Origin of the sequence: Alteromonas sp. ALT199 (genome assembly GCF_018619335.1) — a bacterium.
Classification (GTDB): Bacteria; Pseudomonadota; Gammaproteobacteria; order Enterobacterales; family Alteromonadaceae; genus Alteromonas.
This window is the reverse complement of record NZ_JAHHDX010000076.1, coordinates 25,407-45,009: the sequence shown is the minus strand read 5'-3', so window position 1 is coordinate 45,009 and position 19,603 is coordinate 25,407. Positions and strand designations below refer to the sequence as shown.

Genomic DNA, 19,603 nt, shown 5'->3' with positions numbered 1-19,603 from the left:
TCCTACTGCACGGTAACGGTTACTTTGGCAACAGGGTTTAACCAACGCTGAATAGTGCTGTTAACGTCACTGCTACCACCGTCTTCCATTGAGTCACCTAAGTTACCTCTGTGAATATGGACAGTTTCGTTATCCTCTTCAGTCGTTACACCCGTACCGTTACTTCCTAGCAGCGGGTCAAGTGGTGGTGGAACAGGCATACCCGCTTCACCCACAGCGCCGCTTCCGCGTATTTCATCATTTGCTTCCGTACCTGCATCGTAAGCATTAAGAAATACTGTGTAAGTGCCCGCTTCGGTTGGAATATCCCAGTTATCAAGCCCTACGAAACCGTCGTTGGTAGGTAGCAACATTGCAGTTATTGAAAGTGCTGTATTTGCATCGTCAGTACTTAACATAAATGTACGCGTAGTTCCTGGAGCAGTTAATTCACCTTGCACTTCGGCAACGTTACCGTCGAGGCCATCCACAAGACTAACTAACCCACTAACATCACCGCCCTCAGCCATCATTGTGAGCTCATCAGTTGCGGCTTCACCCAGTTCAAATAATGAAGCTTCTGGGGTGTGAGCCGCCACTAGAAACGGGGTGTAGTAAATACCTTGCGTTAGATTTTGTATTTCAATTGTTAGGTCGGCGGCTTGAGAAACACTGCTTAACGAAGTTAGCAAAGCCCCTGCTAGGAATGAGTTACGAATTTTCATGATGTCCTCGATTTATTTATTAATTTATATTTTGATTTGAATATGCAGACCGAGACTCAACTCGAATCATTTCAAAATCGTTAAAACAAAATTTCTTAGATGTGACTTAAATGAAACTCACCTAATGTCAAAATCGAGTATGTATTGAAGGTATCCCAAAAGTATCACAAGAGTTTTACGAAAGAGTTCTTTTGCAAACATTATCGCTTGCAGGTCGAAATTTATTATTCTAGTTAAACTGATTGGTATAGCGTTACGTTGATTGAAGAACAAAGGGCTCTTCTTCCTTCCCGCATATCTTCGCTAAGTACACGAGATGCTTTAACTAAATCATTTCGTTCGTCGATATCGAAAGTGGTTGGTATAACTGCAATGTTATTAGGTGAGCCGACGCCAACCAAGTCCATTAAATCTTGTCCTAAACGGCTTGTACTCCAAGGTAAATGAGATAAACACGGCCAAGGCTTAGTGTTAGCCATAATAGTAACGCCACCATCTTCAGCTGGACTAAATACGAACTCGTGCACGTTTAACTTTGTTATCACTTCAACATAGTGCGCGGTATTTAAAACAGGGGCATCAGTACCAATGAACACTAATCGTTCATGGCCTAATTCTCGAAGTGTTTCATCAATTGCATTTATCCGCTGCCCTAAATTTCCCTCTGTTTGAGTTAGTATTAAGTCTGATGAGGGAAATTGTGCTGCAGCCCAATTCGCATCACACTTATTTGACACAGTTAACACTACCGCTCCAGGCCAGTTTTCAGCATCTTCTAGGGCACAAACAACTAACTTTTCAGCAATGAGTAGCGCTCCTTGCTTACCAATGCCCGCCGCTAACCTAGACTTGCCTTGTCCGAGTAACGGTCGTTTACAAAAAATAACCAATGTTGGGTAAAGCGTATTTGAGAATGCTTTATTCATTATAATCTCGTTAGTAATGGGCTTTATTAATGTCAATTTTGCTTAGCATCAACGATGCTGATAGGTGATTGATATCGTAAGTTAGTAGCCTAAGTTAAAACACGCTACTTGATTGTTGATGCTGTCGCTTAAGAAAAGAACGCTGCTGTAACCGCAATCGGGCAATCATGGACAAAATACCTATTCCGGCTCCAACCGCTCCTTTTAGCGTGCCACTAATTTTTGATTGCCCTATTCTTACCTTTGAATCGACTGGCACTTCCTGAACGTTCAACCCTAGCTGAATTGCTTTTACTTGCATTTCCACAGTCCACCCAAATCGCTGATCTTGCATTTCAAGGCAAAGAAGCTTTTCGTAAGTGACCGCTCTAAATGGCCCTAAGTCAGTAATATCATGAGACCACAATGTACTTATCAATCGGCTAGATAAGGCATTACCGAATTTTTGTAGTGGTGTTAATGCCCCTTCTTCTGCATTGCCAAGACTGCGAGAGCCTATCGCCAAGTCGGCGCCACCTAAAATAGCATTGAGTAAATCGAACGTTTGCTTTATAAAGCAAGAGTCATCAGCATCAACGAATAAAACAATGTCTGTATCATTGATAGCGCTAATCGCGGTAAGGCAGGCTATTCCGTAACCTTTTTTAGCTTGGTAAACAACATGTGCCCCACATTCTTCGCTCAATGCTGCGGTATTGTCAGTGGAGCCGTTGTCGCATACGATAACGTTGTCGACCACCTGTAAACCTTCATACTTGAGTGCTTTCAACTGCTTAATAACCCTTGGTATTGCCTTTTCTTCATTCAAAGCAGGAATGACGACTGTAACGTGATGTTCTTTGTACATGAACTATACCTTTACCTGTTTTATCACATCTGCAGCCCGTACGTTACTTGCGATAAGTTCGTCTTCTTTCAACTTCTTACCCGTTCTTTTGTCAATTTCACCAAAGCTAAGCACGCCCGTCGGGCATGAACTTACACATGCACTGCAACGAACACATTGAGGGTCAGACATCGGCTTTCCTTTGTTGGCAAAGCTCATCACATCGATCCCCTGATGACACACGCTGGTACACTGGTTACATGAAATACACTTACTCTTTTCCGCGAAGATTCGAAACTTAGAAAACCGAGCATAAATATGCATTAGTGCTGCAAGCGGACAGGCAAAGCGACACCAAGTTCGCCCAGAAAACTTAAAATACAAACCCACACCTAAAATACCGCCTATAAGAACATCAACAATCCATTTCCAGCTTAACGGATTGACTAATTCACCATTAGAATTTTTACCCTCAAGCAATAGGTTAAAACCAGTGGAGAAAACGGTTTCAGGTGCTAGCCAACCAGTAACTCGTATGACGAGTAAAATGATGGCAGCTAAAAGAATAAATTGTCCAAGCATATTAAGCTTGTTCCAAAAAGGCCCATGAGGCATCTTGTGGCGCTGATTATCACCAACCGTTTCAGCTAACGCTCCGCAAGAGCAAATCCATCCACAGTAGGCACCTTTTCCCCATTTATAAACAAGCAGTGGTATTATAACGAAGGTTTGAATTGCACTTATTATTAGCCACCCCGCTATTGGTGTTGGAGTGAAAACGTTATATACGTTAAGTGGCCAAGCTAGAATAAACCCATAAGCATGCCAGTAAGCTCTGGGGTGCCCCCATTCGGGCCATTGCTCTGCTAATAGTTCCTGGGCCGATATGTAACTTGGAAACAAGCTGTTTGCCAATGACTCGCCAAAACCCGACGAATAAAAGCCGTTGTATCCTAAGTAGGGAAGTAACACTTCAGGTAGCAAAAATAGAGGGATAGCCTGAATACCAAACAAGGTTATCGTTTGGACTTTGACATAGGCTGTTTTTCTTCGCCTAATCCTCATGTAACCAAAAATGCCAATGACACTTGTATAAATAAGGGTGTAATAGAAGGATCGGCTTTTCATTGAATAGGCAATGGTACTAATAAGACTGGTCCGGTCTTCTAACCGAATTTGCCACCACTCACCTAATGTTGACAATACGTTAGGCATATTGTTTGGAAAACTAGTTAACTCCCAGATCCCGTTCAAAAAACCCCAGTTTTTCCAGTCATAAACACTGATGGCAAAAAGCATGAAGCAGGCAAACGCGAGCCAGCCTATCAACGTGCTGTCGCCGGTTACGGCTATCTTATTGTTGCGGAAAAATGCCAGTGGCGCTTCCCTACCGAGCATTGAAAAAACCGTATCAGCCTTTATTTTTTTAGTTTGGTTACTATCAGGTACGAAAAGCTCTACCGCACCTTCGCTTATAGCGGAAACGTTTGATGCAGGTACGGTATGAAGGTTATATATTCGACGAGCATTCTCTAATCGGGCAAGATTTTCCGGCTTTGGGCGCGTAAGCGTATGTTTACGGTAAGATAAGGTAACCTTACTCCCTTCCTCTGCCAGCGCTACCGCTGTTTCTACCGCGGAATCTCCCCCGCCAACCACAACGACATTTTTGTCTTTGTAGTCAGCTGGGTCGTGTAGACGGTTGAGCGCAAGCTCTTCACCCTCAACACAAAGCTTTCTATAGTTTCCAGAGCGCCCAATAGCTACAATGATTCGATGTGCGTTTTGTACCTCGCCCGAACTAAGCGTAACCTTAAAGCAAGCCGATACTTTCTCAATTTTGGTCACTTCGCCTTTTTGAAGCTCTACACCACTTTTCGCAATCTGCGCTTTCAAGTTTTCAAGTAATGCTTCTTTCGTTGTTATCTCTTCAGTAAATGAGATCTCGCTGTTAGGGGTAAAGTCCTTTGGGTAACTATAAATAGGCTTCCCTTTCGGAAAATTTTCTATAGTGGAGAAGGGTTGATTCGCTTCTATAATAAGGCTATCGATTCCCTGTTCTCGCGCTTTGAGGGCTGCAGAATAGCCACTGACTCCTGCACCTACAATAATGACATCCCTTATACCACTTGAGCGTTTTCTGTTTGCAAACGCTTTATCCTTAGCAAAATGCTGAACAGCTTTAGAGCCTGTATCTGCTGAGAATTTTAAAAGTGGTAAACCAGTAAGATCGCCTACCACATATATGCCCGGAATGGATGTCATTCCGTTTTCATCAATTTGAGGAAGAGGTTCAGGGCGACCATCAGGCCATTGTGTATGGAGCCACTCACGGTACTTTTTGTAGAGTTTTATCATTGTATTAATTCTCCAGACGTGTTTTTTTGAACGAGAAGACATCAATTAGAAAGCCCGCGACAAGGCCAATGCCAATCGCTTGAGTGACCCACCCGACAGGCTGCCAAATCCCATTAAGTGCGAATTCATTCAAAACTAGATATGAAAGAGGTAAAAGTAGAAACCAGCTGCCCAACGTCCAAGTTGGGCGTAATGCAAAGAGTGGTACTAGCGGCATTAAATACCATGGGAAAATAACGGGACTGATAATCAAAGGAAGAGCAATGACAATTTGAAGCAGCAGGACTCGACTGTGTAAATCGCCCTCTATTCCATTGTTCTTAAGAGACTTAACGCCCACTACTGCCAGGGTGAAGCATGTGATGATAAGTAAACACGCAAGCAATTGAGGCTCAGTAGCGGTGTGCTCTAACCACTCAAATAATGGCGAGGCATTTCGCCATTTAGCAAAGAAAACAGGGGCACTGCCAATAGGCTTTAGTCCGATAAAGAGTGCCGTAGCATAACCTATGCAACAGACTCCAATAGCAGCAAACACTAGTTTAGCCGCTGATAGAATTCGTTTAGACGAGAGGACTAGAGGTCCCAAAAGCACAATTGGAATAAGCTTGATCAGCATCCCTAGTCCAATAAAAATACCAACCGCCACCCTTTTATTTTTCTGATAGAAATAACAAACAAGAACAATGGTTAAGGTAGTGAAGCTATCTACGTGGGCTCCTATGCCTGCCTCCAATACCAATATTGGAGACAGTGCGACTAAAGCTATGTGATGAAGTTTACCGCTTCGCCTTAACAACCTAACCATAACGAAAAGCGTGGTAACACTTGCAAAGAAGCAAAGTACTTTCCAAACGTATACCGCTTTTCCGCTGCCAAATGCCGCAGACAGAGAAAACAGAGCAATTGCTGCTGGGGGATAGATTGTCGGGTATTTAGCGTGCTCTTCTGGCGGTCGCCACTCAGATTTCAAATCAGCTAAAACGGTGGCATCATGTGTTACAACGTAAGGGTCTAAACCTATAAGCGCTATTTTTCCATCAAACATGTAGCGACTCACATCATTAGACGTGTAAGGTTCAACCCCCACTAATAACACGCGAACTACAACCGCTATTATTAACAAAGCTTTGTAGTCCGCCACTTTTGAAGATCGTGGGCCAAAACGCCAGGCAGCAATCATGCAAACAAACATAGCAGTGAACTGCCAAACTACCGCTGTTCCAAGGTGAAAATCTGTAAATTCAGTCCACACTATCTCAGCGAAGACAAAGCTACTTACTCCTATAATGAGACACAGAGAATAGGTAGCTGGCAGTATCAGTTTCGTCATTGTTTACAACCTCAAGTTTTAAATAGTTATTTTGAAAGCTTGAGGTTGCCGACAAAACTTTGCTTTGCGGCATAAAGGAAACCTAAAATTATTAGCATTATAAAAGGTAAAAGAGGCCATAATTCCTGACCTATTGCCCACATAAAAACTACGCAATAAATCACTGCAAACATCAGTTCGAAAAATGCGCCTTTAGGCGGTACTGCACGATAAAAAGCAACAGAAAGGTTATCTTTTTGATTCATATTTATATTGCTTTGTGGTGCTCTTGTATTGGTATCTAATTCGCCGCTTTTGGGCGTTCGCACAAATTCGCTTTCCAATCCTTTCAGTGCTTCTAGCGCCGCATTTGCATTGTTAAAGGCGAGTCGTATTCCCATAACGATAAGCAGCGGTATAAAACAAAACGCTTTTAGGTAGGACCGCTTGAGAGCGATTTGGCCGAAAGCCAAATAAACGAGGTGCCCCCCAGAACTCAACAAAAGTAGTGGAACATCAAACCACAACATGGAGTCTGTTTGGTAAACGCTTCGCAGCCACAAACTTGGAAGAAGCAGGAACAATGTGTCAAGAAGCATTATTAGATAAGCGAGATTGTTAGTTAGATGAAACGTAGACTCAATTTTTTGCGATAGCTTCAGCGGGGCCTTCCATACATCTTTAAGCATTTTCAGCATTACCTGAATCCCACCTTTTGCCCATCTATGCTGCTGGCTTTTAAACGCATTGATATCTGAGGGCAACTCGCCGTAACAGACCACATCGTTTAAATAATGCATTTTCCAGCCTTTTAACTGCGCTCGATAACTCAAATCAAGATCTTCAGTTAAAGTGTCTGCACTCCAATGGCCTGCATCAATAATGGCTTTCGTTCTCCACATTCCCGCAGTACCGTTAAAGTTTAAAAGCATCCCACTGTTCGCGCGTACCGTTTGCTCTAAACTAAAATGAGCATCTAGCATCATCGCTTGGGTTTCATTTAGTAAGTTACTGTGCTTGTTTAAGTGCTCCCAGCGGTACTGAACCATTCCTACACGACTGTCTGTAAAAACATCGACCGTTTTCATTAATAAGTCGGGCTCTGGGATAAAATCTGCGTCAAAAATAGCGATGAATTCGCCAGTTGCACTTTCCATTGCTTCTTTTAATGCTCCAGCTTTATAACCTGCTCGGTTATTTCGCGTCACATGTTGAATATTTACATCCATGTCTTGATAGAATTTAACCCTATGGGAAACGATATCAAATGTTTCATCAGTGGAATCATCAACGATTTGAATTTGGAGTTTTTCTTTTGGGTAGTCAAAACCACAGACTGCATCTACGATACGTACGGCCACCATTCGCTCGTTATACAAAGGAATTTGCACCGTAATATTTGGAAGAGTCGTAAATTTTGACAACACAGGTGGCTGGTCATCGCGATATTTAAACCAGCGAAGCACCATAGACAACCGATGGGTTCCAAAAGCACAAAGTACAAAAAGTAGGAGAAAATGGAGAGCGAGAACTACCGCTCCCCAAAGTGGTAGTTCATTAGAAAACACGAGTAATTCCTAGAGAAAAAGTTTCACCCTGAAGCGCGTTGTCACCATAGATTTCGTCAGTATAGGTAAATTCTAGGCCCCACTGTGAGCCGCCGCGGTTACTGTCAAAGTTGTAGCCCACTGTCATTTCTAACTTACCTAAATCGAATTCAGGCACAAGAAGTAGACTCCCCGTCTGTGAAAGTGGTGCGTCATCCGCATTTTTTGCACTTAGAATGCCGTCTAATTTGGTACGTACATATACGTTTTTATTAAATGAGTAGCCGTACTCTACTAAGTACCTATATTCGTCGGAAGGAGCATCTGCGCGATAACGATAGCCCGCTTCCACACCAAGATAACCATATGGATAAAGGCTTTTACCTACAAGCACCTTGAATTCAACATCTTCTTGACCATTACCAGTAGGTAAAGGCTTATTCTCGTCATAGAGATAAGGAAGCTTTACAAGAAGAGAAGTAGTAAGCACGAATGGTTCGGCCTGCCACTGATATTTCACACCAAGCTCTAAATCGCTAAAGCCATTTCCTGTTGTTGCAACGTCGCTAGAATCTGTCTGCTCTAAATCTTGATATGAAAGCGATCCGAAAAGCCCAAAATTATTGCCTAATCCATATTCTGCATACAATGTCGTGGAGGAACTATCGAATTCACCAAAATCAGTATTGTCGCCCTCAAATTCATCGGCATTATATGTGTTGTAAGAAAGCTTATTGTAACCTTTACCCTTATCAGCCACCCAAGCCCCAGCGTACGATTGATGGCTAAACAAACCAAGTAATATGCTTGAACCCAGCATACACAAAACCACTTTTTTACTGATTATCTTATTTTTATGACTCATCAAATTATCCCAAATTTAAGTGTGAGGTTGATAACTTTTGATGGAGTCTGATTGAGGATTTTTGACGAGGCAATAGCCAAACTCTAAAGTGAGAAAATAACCTTATCTTGATGATAGTTTTGTTATAAATGCCGTACTTTTGTGAAAGATACAGGCGAAATAGGAAGATAAACTTTTCCCATCACTTTCGTAAAAACAAAAAGTACACAATGATTACTATCGTCATCCCCACCCTTAATGAAGGGAGAAGCACTTACTTTAGAAAAGTTCTCAAAAGTATTCCTAAAGAGGCAGAATTAGTTATTGTTGACTCCTTTAGTTGTGATGGAACAGCAGAGATCGCGAAAGAATACGCTGACAAATTTATTCAAACCGACACGCAATCTCGTTCTGCCAGACTAAATTTAGGTATTGAAGCTGCAACTGGAGATTGGATTGTGCTTCATCACCCTCGCAGTGTTTTATCTGAAGATGCGTTAGCCCAACTCAATCAAATTAGCGAAGAAGTGGTTTGGGGTGGGTTCACACATCAATTCGATGTAAAACACCCTGCACTAAAGTTCACTTCCTGGTATTCCAATAATGTTCGAGGAGATAAGAAGAAGATCTATTATTTAGATCACTGCATTTTTGCTCGCGCTATGATTTTAAAAGAAAAGCTTCCCTTACCGGAAGTCGATATTTTTGAAGATACTTTACTTTGTAAAATGTTGAAAAAGCACAAGAGCATAAGACTAGGTGCTACCAGTACCACTTCCGCCGTCCGGTTTGTTAAAAATGGTATTTTTAGACAAGCAATATTAAACCAGTACTTGAAGGCTCTGTTTTTCTTAAGTTTCGATCATAGAAAAATGAACGTTCTTTATGAAAGAAAAGTGCCATTAAATACCGAATATGACAGAGACAACTAATTCATGAAATTTTCAAAATGGAAAACATAAGGTTTGGTTGATATTTTTGAGGAATAATTTAGCTTCGCACGTTAAACGCGGTTTTCTCCTTTCCTCCTTTTAAAAGAGGAGGTGAAAAATGATGTTACAGCTGCGCTAATTAGCACACTTTTTGCGTAGAAAGCATGTAAGAAAATTAAACTCGGTTTTTTATTGAATTACAAACAGTGAAAGTGGTCTTTCGTTGTAGATTGTAAAATACCTACATGCTAAGGAGAATTGCATGAGAATGAGTAAGTTAGCTATTAAGTCTGTATTTTTGGCTGCCGTTTTGGCTTTAACAGCTTGTGCTTCTATGGGAGATGGTACTGTTGCTGAAAAGCAACAAGCGATCTTAGATATGCAGGAGAACGCGCTTGCACGTCTTTATTCTGAGAAACCAGATACGCGCTCTCAAGTCAGGGACGCGGCGGGCTACGCCGTCTTCACTAACGCCAACATTAACGTATTTTTTGTTGCTGCGGGCACTGGTTACGGTGTAGTAAACAATAACGTTACCGGCGCAAAAACCTATATGAATATGGCTGAGGGTGGTGTTGGTATAGGGCTGGGCGCTAAAGATTACCGAGTTGTAATGGTTTTCCACACTCAAAAAGCGATGAACTATTTTATCGAGAACGGCTGGACTGTTGGCGGAAATGCAGATGTAGCGGCAAAAGCAGGTAATAAAGGCGCTTCTGCAGAAGGCGAAGGTTATCTTGGTAATGTAACGGTTTACACCATGACTGAAAGCGGTCTTACTTTACAGGCCACTGTAAAAGGCACAAAATTTTGGGTAGATAAAGAACTAAACTGATTCTGCCCTAGCTATGCCTAATCGCAGTAGCGATTAGTGCTTCAAACAACCAAAGGCCTCTTGAATGCAAGAGGCCTTTTTATTTTCGCTGGCATTTTTTACCGCGAGCTTGCCAAGTCTGGCTGCCATTAAACCTTAGACAAGGTTTTGCATAAACGCTTTTAATTGGGCATATTTTAACATGTTTAGCAAAGGGATTTTTTATGATTACCGTGGTGTTTAACCAAAAAGGCGGCGTGGGCAAATCTACTATAAGCACTAACCTAGCCGCTCAAAGCGCCAAACTGGGTTACAAGACCTTATTAGTAGACTTAGACGCTCAAGGAAATAGCACTCACTACGTGGGGTTTAACGTCAGTGAACAAAGCCTTACTGTTGCCGATATGTTCAAACAAGTTGTGGGAATATTTAGAACCGCAAAGAAACCTAAGGAGTTCGTTCACCCCACGCCTTTTGAAAACCTCTTCGTCATGCCGTCCTCACCAGCCTTAGCTGACGTAGAGCGAGAACTCGAATCTCGGTACAAAATTTTTAAACTCAGGGACGCATTAAAAGAGTTAAAGGGCGAATTCGACAACATCTATATTGATACGCCACCGAATTTTAATTTCTATTCAAAAGCGGCACTTATTGCTGCAGATGGCTTTTGTGTACCTTTTGATTGTGATGACTTTTCCGCACAAGCTATCGAGCACTTACTTGAGAATGCAACAGAACTTAAAGAAGACCATAACCCAGAACTTCGCTTGTTGGGTATTGTAGTTAATCAATTCAATAGTCAAGCAAAGCTGCCTACAGAACTAGTGCAATCGCTCAAACAACAAGGGTTGCCAGTGTTAGAGAGCTATATAAGTGCTACGGTGAAGGTGAAAGAGTCTCATTCTAAACGTGTGCCGCTGCCCTTCTATTTGCCTAAACACAAAGTCACAAGGCAAATCGAGGCGTTATTTGACGAGCTAAACGCAGAGAAAGCGTAATGCTACTAGAATTACCTAAACATCAATATCGATATGCTTAAGCCCGCCATTGTTACTTTCTCGCTCTTTGTCTTTCGAGCTCTCGATTGATGCATCGACCACCTCTGTGCGTTTTATGTCTTGGTAGTTGTCGCGATCTTCTTCACTGAGATGCTCAGACTTCTTTGTCTTCTGCACTTTCTTAACCCGCTCATCGGGTTCCACCGGCACTTTGGTATTGCGAGGCAAAATGGGAAACAGTAAATCGTTGCTCATACGCCCTCCTAAAATGTGTACGTGTTATATAATTTATCGGCAAAGTGGTGCTTAAAATTATGGTTCACAACTAGTTCATAACGAATTGTTTTATTATATGTATATTAATTTAGAGTTAATGTATCAAAAGAGTTCACTTTTGCCTTGCAAATCGATGCTCAAACCGCTAATGTTTCAGCCGTTCGAAATTAGGAATTAGATTCACCAAAATGATTAACTGCGCAGCGAAACATCACCACCATCACAAAGCATAACCTTTCAGGTTCGTGCTGGAAGGTCTATATTTCCTTCCAACGGCGCAGATAGAAAAATTCTCGACCCTCGGAAGGAAACTTCCGGGGGTTTTTCGTTTTAGGCGCAATCAAAAGTTAAAATACAACGTGTAAGGAACGTTTCAATGAGTAACAGCAACAGACTTCGAATTGCCGTACAAAAATCAGGTCGCTTAAGTGATGATAGCATCGCGCTTCTTAAAGCTATCGGCATTAAATTGAACATTCGTGATCGCCTGCTGATTGCGCACTCAACGAACGAGCCAATCGATTTACTTCGCGTACGTGACGACGATATTCCAGGCCTTGTTATGGACGGCGTTTGTGACCTTGGCTTCATTGGTGAAAACGAGCTTGAAGAAAAAATGCTGGAACGCAAAGCGGCAGGTAAACCGTTCGAGTATGAAGTATTACGTCGTTTAGATTACGGCGGCTGCAGACTATCAATTGCCGTACCCAATGAATGGATTACGACGGCATTAAGTCTTTAGAAGGCAAAAAAGTAGCAACTACTTACCCTTACCTTCTTGAGCGCTACTTCAAAGACCAAGGCATTAACGCAAAAGCTGTAATGCTGCAGGGCTCAGTAGAAGTAGCACCTAGAGCTGGTGTCGCTGACGCTATTTGTGACCTAGTATCAACAGGCGCAACCCTTGAAGCAAATGGTCTTGTGGAAAAAGATGTTATCTTCCGCAGTAAGGCAGTACTTATCAAGCGTACCGACAGCGAACTTAGCGACGAGAAAATAACATTGGTCAATCGCCTAATGCCTCGTGCTGATGGGGTATTACTAGCAAAAGAAAGCAAGTACATCATGCTGCATGCACCTAAAGCCTATTTAGAGCAGGTTAAAAGCCTACTTCCAGGTGCTGAAAACCCGACGGTGCTTCCATTAGCTGGAAATGAAGAGCAAGTTGCTATCCACGTAGTTTCTACAGAAACCTTATTCTGGGAAACCATGGAAAAGCTTAAAGCCCTTGGTTGTAGCTCTATTCTTGTAATGCCAATCGAAAAAATGATGGGCTAAAAGGCAGACGATTATGATTACTTGGTCATCTCTCTCGGCAAATGAGAAAAAACAGGCGCTAGCCCGCCCGGCTATGGCCAATAGCCAACAGTTAAAGCAAACCGTGGGCGACATTATCGCCCGCGTTGAAGTAGAAGGTGATGCGGCAGTACTCGACTATACTCGTAAGTTTGATTGCCCCGACCTAACTAACCTTGTGCTCTCGCAAGAAAATATCGACGCCCTTGCGGCTAAAGTAACGCCAGAAGTAGCAAGCGCTATCGACACGGCGTTTAACAACATTAAAGCCTTCCACGAAGCCCAAGTTCCTAGTGATATTACACTCACCACCACACCTGGGGTTAAATGCGAGCTTCGCTTTACATCGCTTGATGCTGTAGGGCTTTATATTCCGGGTGGAAGCGCACCGCTTCCTTCTACTGTGCTAATGCTTGGTGTACCAGCGTTAGTGGCAGGTTGTGAGAACAAACTACTGTGTACACCGCCAAACAAAGAACAGCTTATCGCGCCTGAAATTGCCTATGCGGCAAGAAAATGCGGCATTGACAATATTTTCTTATGCGGCGGAGCACAAGCGGTTGCAGCCATGGCACTAGGTACTGAAACTATCCCGCAAGTCGATAAAATTTTCGGCCCAGGCAATAGTTTTGTGACTGAAGCTAAACAACAAGTTAGCCAACGCGCAGATGGTGCGGCCATTGATATGCCGGCTGGCCCGTCAGAGGTATTGGTTCTAGCCGATGAATTCGCAAACCCTGAGTTTGTAGCGTCAGACTTACTTTCTCAAGCAGAGCACGGTCCAGACTCGCAGGCTATTTTAGTATCTAACAGCGCCACGCTTATCGAAGAAGCAAAAGCGGCGGTTGAACGCCAACTAGCTACGCTGTCTCGCGCTGAAATTGCGCGCCCGGCTATGGAAAATGCACGTTATATATTGGCCGATTCAATTGAACAGGCTATTGAAGCAAGCAACGCTTACGCGGCCGAACACTTAATCGTGCAAATCGAGAATGCCCGCGATTATCTACCAAAAATTAAGTATGCAGGCTCTATTTTCTTAGGCCCTTGGTCGCCAGAGTCTGCTGGTGATTATGCGTCAGGCACTAACCACGTACTGCCAACCTATGGCTATGCTAAGAACTATTCTAGCCTTGGTCTGTTGGACTTTATGCGTCGCTACACCATTCAAGAGCTAAGTGAAGACGGCATGCGCAATTTAGGCCCTGCTATTATGGCACTAGCAGCAGCAGAAGGGTTAGACGCCCACGAGCAGGCCGTTGCACTTCGTATGCAGGCACTTCAGCAAGGAGACGCCTGATGTCGGCACTTATCGATAACTTGATTAACGAAAACTTAGTGCCGTTAAAGCCTTACGAATCGGCACGTCGTTTGTTTTCAGGTGGTCAAGATTGGCTTAATGCCAACGAATCACCTTATGCTAACGAATACAGCGTAGATAGCAGTAACTTTAACCGGTATCCGTCTTGTCAGCCTGAAGCAGTAGTAAGCGGTTACGCAAACTATGCAGAGCTAGATAAATCACAGCTTATTGTGACTCGTGGTGCCGACGAAGGTATTGAACTGCTTATTCGTACCTTCTGTACGCCGGGTAAAGACAAAATTCTGATTTGCCCGCCTACCTACGGTATGTATGCCATCAGCGCTGAAACCTGCGATGTGGGCATTAAAAAAGTGCCTTTAAACGACGATTTCAGCTTGAATGTAAATGCTGTTTGCGCTGAAGAAGACGTGAACGTGATTTTTATCTGCGCACCGAACAATCCAACCGGTACACCGGTTGCCCGCGAAGACATAAAAACCGTACTTAATCACTTTGCTGATAAGGCTTTAGTGGTGGTAGATGAAGCGTATATTGAATTTGATGCTGACAATACGTGGGCAAATGAAATAAACAACTATCCGAACCTAGTTGTACTTCGTACGCTATCGAAAGCGTTTGCGCTGGCTGGGCTTCGCTGTGGTTTTACCCTTGCTCAAGCTCCAGTCATACAGGCACTGTTAAAAGTAATTGCACCCTACCCTATTCCAGAACCGGTTGCACAAATTGCTGCACAAGCACTGTCGGTAGAGTCATTAACGTTACTTGAGCTGCAAGTTGCAACACTCAACCGTGAAAAAGAAGCATTAGCTGAAGCCTTAAAAGCAATTGAAGGCTTTGAATTAGTTGGCGACAGGCGAGCAAACTTTATCTTATTCCGCTACGCAAAAGCGCCAGCCCTAATGCAATACTTGGTAAGCCAAGGCATGCTAATTCGCGACCAATCAAAACAGCTTAACTTACAAAACTGTTTACGCGTGAGCATCGGCACCGAAAAACAAAATCAGCGTTTAATGCAGTTGATTAACGAATTTAAAAATAGTGAGGATGCGGCATGAGTCAGCAAGCCATTTTATTTATCGACCGCGACGGTACACTTGTTGAAGAGCCGCCGATTGATAAGCAACTAGATAGTCTAGAAAAACTGGTTTTCGAGCCAAATGTTATTCCCGTGTTGCTAAAGCTTAAAGCGGCCGGATTTAAACTCGTTATGGTAAGTAATCAAGACGGATTGGGCACAGACAGCTTCCCTCAAGAAGACTTCGACAAGCCACACAATGCCATGATGGCCATTTTCGAAAGCCAAGGCGTAGTGTTTGACGATGTGCTTATTTGCCCGCATTTCGATGAAGATAACTGTACGTGCCGCAAGCCAAAGCTTGGTTTGGTCCAGGAATATTTGCAGAAAGGTAAAGTAGACTTCACTCGTTCATTTGTGATTGGTGACAGAATTACCGATGTACAGCTTGCTGAAAACATGGGTATTCGCAGCTTCCAGTACAATCGAGAAAGCTTAAACTGGAATGACATTCAGAAAAGCTTGTTAGCGTCTTCACGTATTGCAGAGGTTGTACGTACCACCTCTGAAACCGATATTCGCGTTCGTGTTGACCTTGATTCGCAAGCCAAGTCGACGATTCAAACCGGCATGGGCTTTTTTGACCACATGCTTGACCAAATTGCTACCCACGGTGGTTTTGAGCTAACTCTTACGACCAACGGCGACTTGCACATTGACGATCACCATAGTATCGAAGATACGGCGCTTGCACTCGGCGAAGCCCTTAAAAAGGCGCTGGGCGACAAACGTGGAATTGGACGCTTTGGCTTTGCATTGCCAATGGATGAGTGCCGAGCTGAATGTATTATGGACATTTCAAATCGACCGCACCTTAAATTCGACGCTGAATTTAGTCGCGACCAAGTAGGCGAAATGGCTACAGAAATGGTACCGCACTTTTTCTACTCGATTGCACAAAGCATGGGACTGTCGCTTCACCTTTCCACCAGCGAAGGTAACGCACACCACCAAGTAGAAAGCTTGTTCAAAGTCTTTGGCCGCGCTCTTCGTCAAGCTATTACACGCCAGGGTGACGCGCTACCAAGCAGTAAAGGAGCACTGTAATGTCAGTGGTAAACACTAGCCAGCGACAAAAGATAGTCATAGTAAATACAGGCTGCGCTAATATCTCATCGGTACGCTTTGCCCTTGAACGCCTGGGTGTTGAAGTAGACGTATCGGACGATGTAAACGTGATTAAAAGCGCTGACAAAGTGTTTTTACCAGGTGTTGGTACCGCAGCAGCAGCTATGGCAAGCATTAGGCAAAAAGCGCTAGTGGAATCCCTGCAAGCGCTAACCCAACCTGTGCTCGGCGTATGTTTAGGCATGCAACTTATGGTTGAAACCAGTGCCGAAGGTGGTTTTCAAGGGACAGGTAACATCGACTGTTTGAACCTTATGCCAGGTCACGTGGCTCGCATGGAATCAAAAGGCGTGCGCTTACCTCATATGGGTTGGAACACAGTGGCTCATAAAGAAGAAAGTTTATTTAAGGGCATCCCACAAGATACCTACTTTTACTTTGTGCACAGTTTTGCCGTTCCTGAATACGAGCATACGCTTGCAAGCTGCACTTATGGCAATACGTTTTCTGCGGCCATAAATAAAGACAATTTTTACGGGGTGCAATTCCACCCAGAGCGTTCTGGCGAAGCCGGAGCACAACTACTGACTAACTTTGTGAACCTATAATGATTATTCCAGCGATTGATCTTATTGAAGGACATGTAGTCCGCCTTTATCAAGGTGACTACGAGCAAAAAACCCAATACGAACTTGACCCAGTAAACGTGGTTCACGACTATGCTGATCAAGGCGCAACTTGGCTACATATTGTTGACCTTACAGGCGCTAAAGACACCAGTAAACGTCAGCTTTCACTGATTAAGTCTATGGTCGATACCAAGCGCATGAAGTTTCAAGCTGGCGGCGGTATTCGTAGCGAAGAAGAAGTGGCGCAGTTACTTGAAACTGGCGTCAGCCGTGTGGTTATTGGCTCGTTGGCCGTTAAGCAACCTGAACTAGTGAAGTCTTGGGTAGAAAAATACGGTCCAGAGCACATTGTTTTAGCCCTTGATATCAATATTAGCGACAGCGGTGAAAAGCTTATTGCTACTCACGGCTGGCAGGAAAACTCTGGTGTAGCCCTTGAAGGCTTACTTGAAGACTTCGCTACAGTAGGCGCAAAGCATGTACTATGCACTGACATTAGTCGCGACGGTACGCTACAAGGCGCGAATACCGAGTTGTATCAAGAAATGGCAGCCCGTTTCCCTAATGTAAGCTGGCAAGCATCTGGCGGTATTGGCAGTATTGCTGATATCGAAGCCTTGAAGCCGACTAACGTTGGTGGCGTAATTTTAGGTCGCGCATTACTTGAAGGTAAATTCACGGTGAAGGAGGCTATTGCATGCTGGCAAAGCGCATAATTCCTTGTTTGGACGTACGCGATGGCAAAGTCGTTAAAGGCGTCCAGTTTAGAAACCACGAAATTATCGGTGATATTGTGCCTCTTGCCGAGCAATACGCAAAAGCTGGCGCCGACGAGTTGGTATTTTACGATATTACCGCAAGTTCTGACGCCCGCGTGGTAGACAAAAGCTGGGTAAGCCGAATTGCACAGGTTATTGATATCCCGTTTTGCGTAGCTGGCGGCATTAAAAGCATTGAAGACGCTGGGCGCATTTTAGAAATGGGTGCAGATAAGATTTCAATTAACTCCCCTGCCCTTAACAACCCGGAGCTTATTAATCAGCTTCACGATGTGTATGGACAACAGTGCGTAGTAATTGGTATCGACAGTTTCTATAACGAAGCAACCGACCAATATGAAGTATACAAATTCACCGGTGATGAAGCTCGTACACAGAAAAGCCAGTGGCAAACCATCGACTGGATTAAAGAAGTTCAGTCGCGCGGTGCAGGTGAAATTGTACTGAATTGCATGAACCAAGACGGCGTGCGTAAAGGTTATGATGTGAAGCAGCTTAAAGCCGTGCGCGATGTCTGTGAGGTGCCTCTTATTGCATCGGGTGGTGCAGGCGAAATTACTCACTTTACTGACGTGTTCCAACAAGCTGATGTAGATGGCGCACTTGCAGCATCGGTATTTCACAAGGGCATCATCAATATTGACGAGCTAAAAGCAGAATTAACCAGCAATGGCGTTGCCATGCGTAAGCGTCACGGATTAACGGCGCAAGCAGAAGGAGTAAACCCGTGATCATTACTAATGAAAACAGCAATAAACTAGCTTGGGACAAGATGGACAACCTGCTACCTGCCATAGTGCAAGACGCACTGTCGGGCAAAGTATTAATGCAGGGCTACATGGACCGAGATGCGCTAGCAAAAACTCTTGAAACGGGCAAAGTGACCTTTTTTAGCCGCTCTAAGCAGCGTCTTTGGACCAAAGGTGAAACCTCGGGCAACACGCTAGATTTAGTGAGCGTTGCCTGCGATTGCGACCAGGATTCACTGTTGGTACTAGCTAACCCTAACGGCCCGACATGCCACACAGGCGTTGAAAGCTGTTGGTTTCACGGCAACACGCCAGCCTTTACCTTTCTTGCAGATTTAGAGCGTGTGTTGGCGGCCCGCAAAGATGCCGACCCAAAAAGCAGCTACACTGCTAGCCTTTATAACAAAGGCATTAAGCGCATTGCTCAAAAGGTAGGCGAAGAAGGCGTGGAAACAGCACTAGCTGCTACTGTGCATGACAAGGAAGAGCTTAAAAACGAAGCCGCTGATTTGTTGTATCATCTAACGGTTCTTCTTCAGGCCAGTGATATGTCGCTAAACGATGCGCTAGATGTACTTCGCGAGCGTCATAAGTAACCAGCGTACGCCCCAGTATATTAAAGTACTCTGACCCTCGATATTTAAATCAACCAATTATCGAGGGTCTTTTTATTTGTCAGTTAACCACTCAACATTTAGTCAAACCTTCGAAATTGACTCTCACATGGAATGCCATCGTCATCGCCATCCATTTTCGTATTGGGGCAATTTTTCAGAAAATACTTTGCTTCTTCATATGAGGCCATTTGACTGCAATATTGTCGTCCATCGCACCTAAAAGAAACACGCACAGGTTGAGTGAGACGCTCTTGAGTAGAAAGTTGATTTCGATCCGGCTGTTTATCTGAGTATGGCTGGCTGCTGCTTTCGAGGTAAAGTTTAACGCCAAAGGCAACGACTAAAATAAGTAAGAGTTTATTCAACATAGTGTTTTTCGTCCTTGAATGATTCGCTTGCCTTTTAATTCGTTCTAAATAGCCTGAACCTTTTTATTCACTAATGACTGCTATTATTAACTAGGCATTTACGAAAATTATCGATAACTCCTCAATTCTACTGTTTTGAAATCCAATATCCAATAATGAAA

Annotated in this window: 19 protein-coding genes, 1 pseudogene and 1 other annotated feature; of the genes and pseudogenes, 11 read left to right on the top strand and 9 right to left on the bottom strand. The window is 43.6% G+C overall.

Translation table 11 applies throughout. From position 1 onward, the window contains the following. Positions 1 to 2: 2 nt before the first annotated feature. The 7 genes from KL866_RS07560 to KL866_RS07530 form a co-directional block, all read right to left on the bottom strand. Positions 3 to 704, bottom strand: coding sequence for a spondin domain-containing protein (locus KL866_RS07560; protein ID WP_025255761.1), 702 nt, complete (start codon positions 702 to 704; stop codon positions 3 to 5). A 233-nt stretch (positions 705 to 937) separates the two neighbouring features. Next, on the bottom strand, positions 938 to 1,630 hold the full coding sequence (locus tag KL866_RS07555; RefSeq protein ID WP_025255762.1) for a DUF2064 domain-containing protein: 693 nt from the start codon (positions 1,628 to 1,630) through the stop codon (positions 938 to 940). Between the two features lie 94 nt (positions 1,631 to 1,724). Beyond that, entirely contained in the window at positions 1,725 to 2,477 is a 753-nt protein-coding gene (locus KL866_RS07550; RefSeq protein WP_025255763.1) for a glycosyltransferase family 2 protein, read from the bottom strand. A 3-nt stretch (positions 2,478 to 2,480) separates the two neighbouring features. After that, positions 2,481 to 4,814 (bottom strand): NAD(P)-binding domain-containing protein, encoded by a 2,334-nt coding sequence (locus KL866_RS07545; RefSeq protein ID WP_029661450.1) that lies wholly within the window; start codon positions 4,812 to 4,814, stop codon positions 2,481 to 2,483. A 4-nt stretch (positions 4,815 to 4,818) separates the two neighbouring features. After that, positions 4,819 to 6,147: a glycosyltransferase family 87 protein gene (locus KL866_RS07540; RefSeq protein WP_214994386.1), complete on the bottom strand. Its 1,329-nt coding sequence runs from the start codon at positions 6,145 to 6,147 to the stop codon at positions 4,819 to 4,821. Positions 6,148 to 6,173: 26 nt separating this feature from the next. Next, positions 6,174 to 7,694, bottom strand: a complete 1,521-nt coding sequence (locus tag KL866_RS07535) for a glycosyltransferase (protein ID WP_025255766.1) — start codon at positions 7,692 to 7,694, stop codon at positions 6,174 to 6,176. Beyond that, positions 7,684 to 8,538, bottom strand: a complete 855-nt coding sequence (locus KL866_RS07530) for a hypothetical protein (RefSeq protein WP_155852429.1) — start codon at positions 8,536 to 8,538, stop codon at positions 7,684 to 7,686. Before KL866_RS07530 ends, KL866_RS07535 begins: the two co-directional genes overlap by 11 nt. Before the next feature lie 209 nt (positions 8,539 to 8,747). Between KL866_RS07530 and KL866_RS07525 the strand changes: the two genes are divergently transcribed. The 3 genes from KL866_RS07525 to KL866_RS07515 all read left to right on the top strand — a co-directional run bounded on the left by KL866_RS07525 (position 8,748) and on the right by KL866_RS07515 (position 11,261). Beyond that, positions 8,748 to 9,449, top strand: coding sequence for a glycosyltransferase (locus tag KL866_RS07525; protein WP_025255768.1), 702 nt, complete (start codon positions 8,748 to 8,750; stop codon positions 9,447 to 9,449). A 262-nt stretch (positions 9,450 to 9,711) separates the two neighbouring features. Beyond that, on the top strand, positions 9,712 to 10,284 hold the full coding sequence (locus KL866_RS07520; protein ID WP_025255769.1) for a YSC84-related protein: 573 nt from the start codon (positions 9,712 to 9,714) through the stop codon (positions 10,282 to 10,284). Positions 10,285 to 10,487: 203 nt separating this feature from the next. Further along, on the top strand, positions 10,488 to 11,261 hold the full coding sequence (locus tag KL866_RS07515; RefSeq protein ID WP_025255770.1) for a ParA family protein: 774 nt from the start codon (positions 10,488 to 10,490) through the stop codon (positions 11,259 to 11,261). 15 nt (positions 11,262 to 11,276) lie between these two features. Here KL866_RS07515 and KL866_RS07510 read toward each other — a convergent pair whose 3' ends face one another. Beyond that, entirely contained in the window at positions 11,277 to 11,516 is a 240-nt protein-coding gene (locus tag KL866_RS07510; protein WP_025255771.1) for a hypothetical protein, read from the bottom strand. A gap of 229 nt (positions 11,517 to 11,745) precedes the next feature. Next, positions 11,746 to 11,863, top strand: a sequence feature (His leader region). Positions 11,864 to 11,913: 50 nt separating this feature from the next. Here KL866_RS07510 and hisG point away from each other — a divergent pair. From hisG to hisIE, 8 genes and pseudogenes are all read left to right on the top strand, one after another. After that, a pseudogene (hisG, locus tag KL866_RS07505) lies at positions 11,914 to 12,815 on the top strand (ATP phosphoribosyltransferase). A 13-nt stretch (positions 12,816 to 12,828) separates the two neighbouring features. Then, positions 12,829 to 14,133: a histidinol dehydrogenase gene (gene hisD, locus KL866_RS07500; RefSeq protein ID WP_214994384.1), complete on the top strand. Its 1,305-nt coding sequence runs from the start codon at positions 12,829 to 12,831 to the stop codon at positions 14,131 to 14,133. Next, entirely contained in the window at positions 14,133 to 15,212 is a 1,080-nt protein-coding gene (hisC, locus tag KL866_RS07495; protein ID WP_214994382.1) for a histidinol-phosphate transaminase, read from the top strand. The genes hisD and hisC overlap by 1 nt, the downstream gene beginning before the upstream one ends. Next, positions 15,209 to 16,279 carry a bifunctional histidinol-phosphatase/imidazoleglycerol-phosphate dehydratase HisB gene (hisB, locus tag KL866_RS07490; protein WP_214994381.1) on the top strand — a complete coding sequence of 357 codons (1,071 nt, stop codon included), beginning with the start codon at positions 15,209 to 15,211 and terminating at the stop codon, positions 16,277 to 16,279. Before hisC ends, hisB begins: the two co-directional genes overlap by 4 nt. Beyond that, positions 16,279 to 16,908, top strand: a complete 630-nt coding sequence (hisH, locus tag KL866_RS07485; protein WP_214994380.1) for an imidazole glycerol phosphate synthase subunit HisH — start codon at positions 16,279 to 16,281, stop codon at positions 16,906 to 16,908. The genes hisB and hisH overlap by 1 nt, the downstream gene beginning before the upstream one ends. Beyond that, complete coding sequence (gene hisA, locus KL866_RS07480) at positions 16,908 to 17,645, top strand: 1-(5-phosphoribosyl)-5-[(5-phosphoribosylamino)methylideneamino]imidazole-4-carboxamide isomerase (RefSeq protein WP_025255777.1); 738 nt, start codon at positions 16,908 to 16,910, stop codon at positions 17,643 to 17,645. The genes hisH and hisA overlap by 1 nt, the downstream gene beginning before the upstream one ends. Beyond that, a complete protein-coding gene (hisF, locus tag KL866_RS07475; RefSeq protein WP_025255778.1) occupies positions 17,627 to 18,439 on the top strand; it encodes an imidazole glycerol phosphate synthase subunit HisF in 813 nt (270 codons plus the stop codon). Before hisA ends, hisF begins: the two co-directional genes overlap by 19 nt. After that, complete coding sequence (gene hisIE / locus KL866_RS07470; protein WP_214994379.1) at positions 18,436 to 19,053, top strand: bifunctional phosphoribosyl-AMP cyclohydrolase/phosphoribosyl-ATP diphosphatase HisIE; 618 nt, start codon at positions 18,436 to 18,438, stop codon at positions 19,051 to 19,053. The genes hisF and hisIE overlap by 4 nt, the downstream gene beginning before the upstream one ends. Positions 19,054 to 19,151: 98 nt before the next feature. Here hisIE and KL866_RS07465 read toward each other — a convergent pair whose 3' ends face one another. Continuing rightward, entirely contained in the window at positions 19,152 to 19,442 is a 291-nt protein-coding gene (locus tag KL866_RS07465; protein WP_025255780.1) for an excalibur calcium-binding domain-containing protein, read from the bottom strand. Positions 19,443 to 19,603 lie beyond the last annotated feature (161 nt).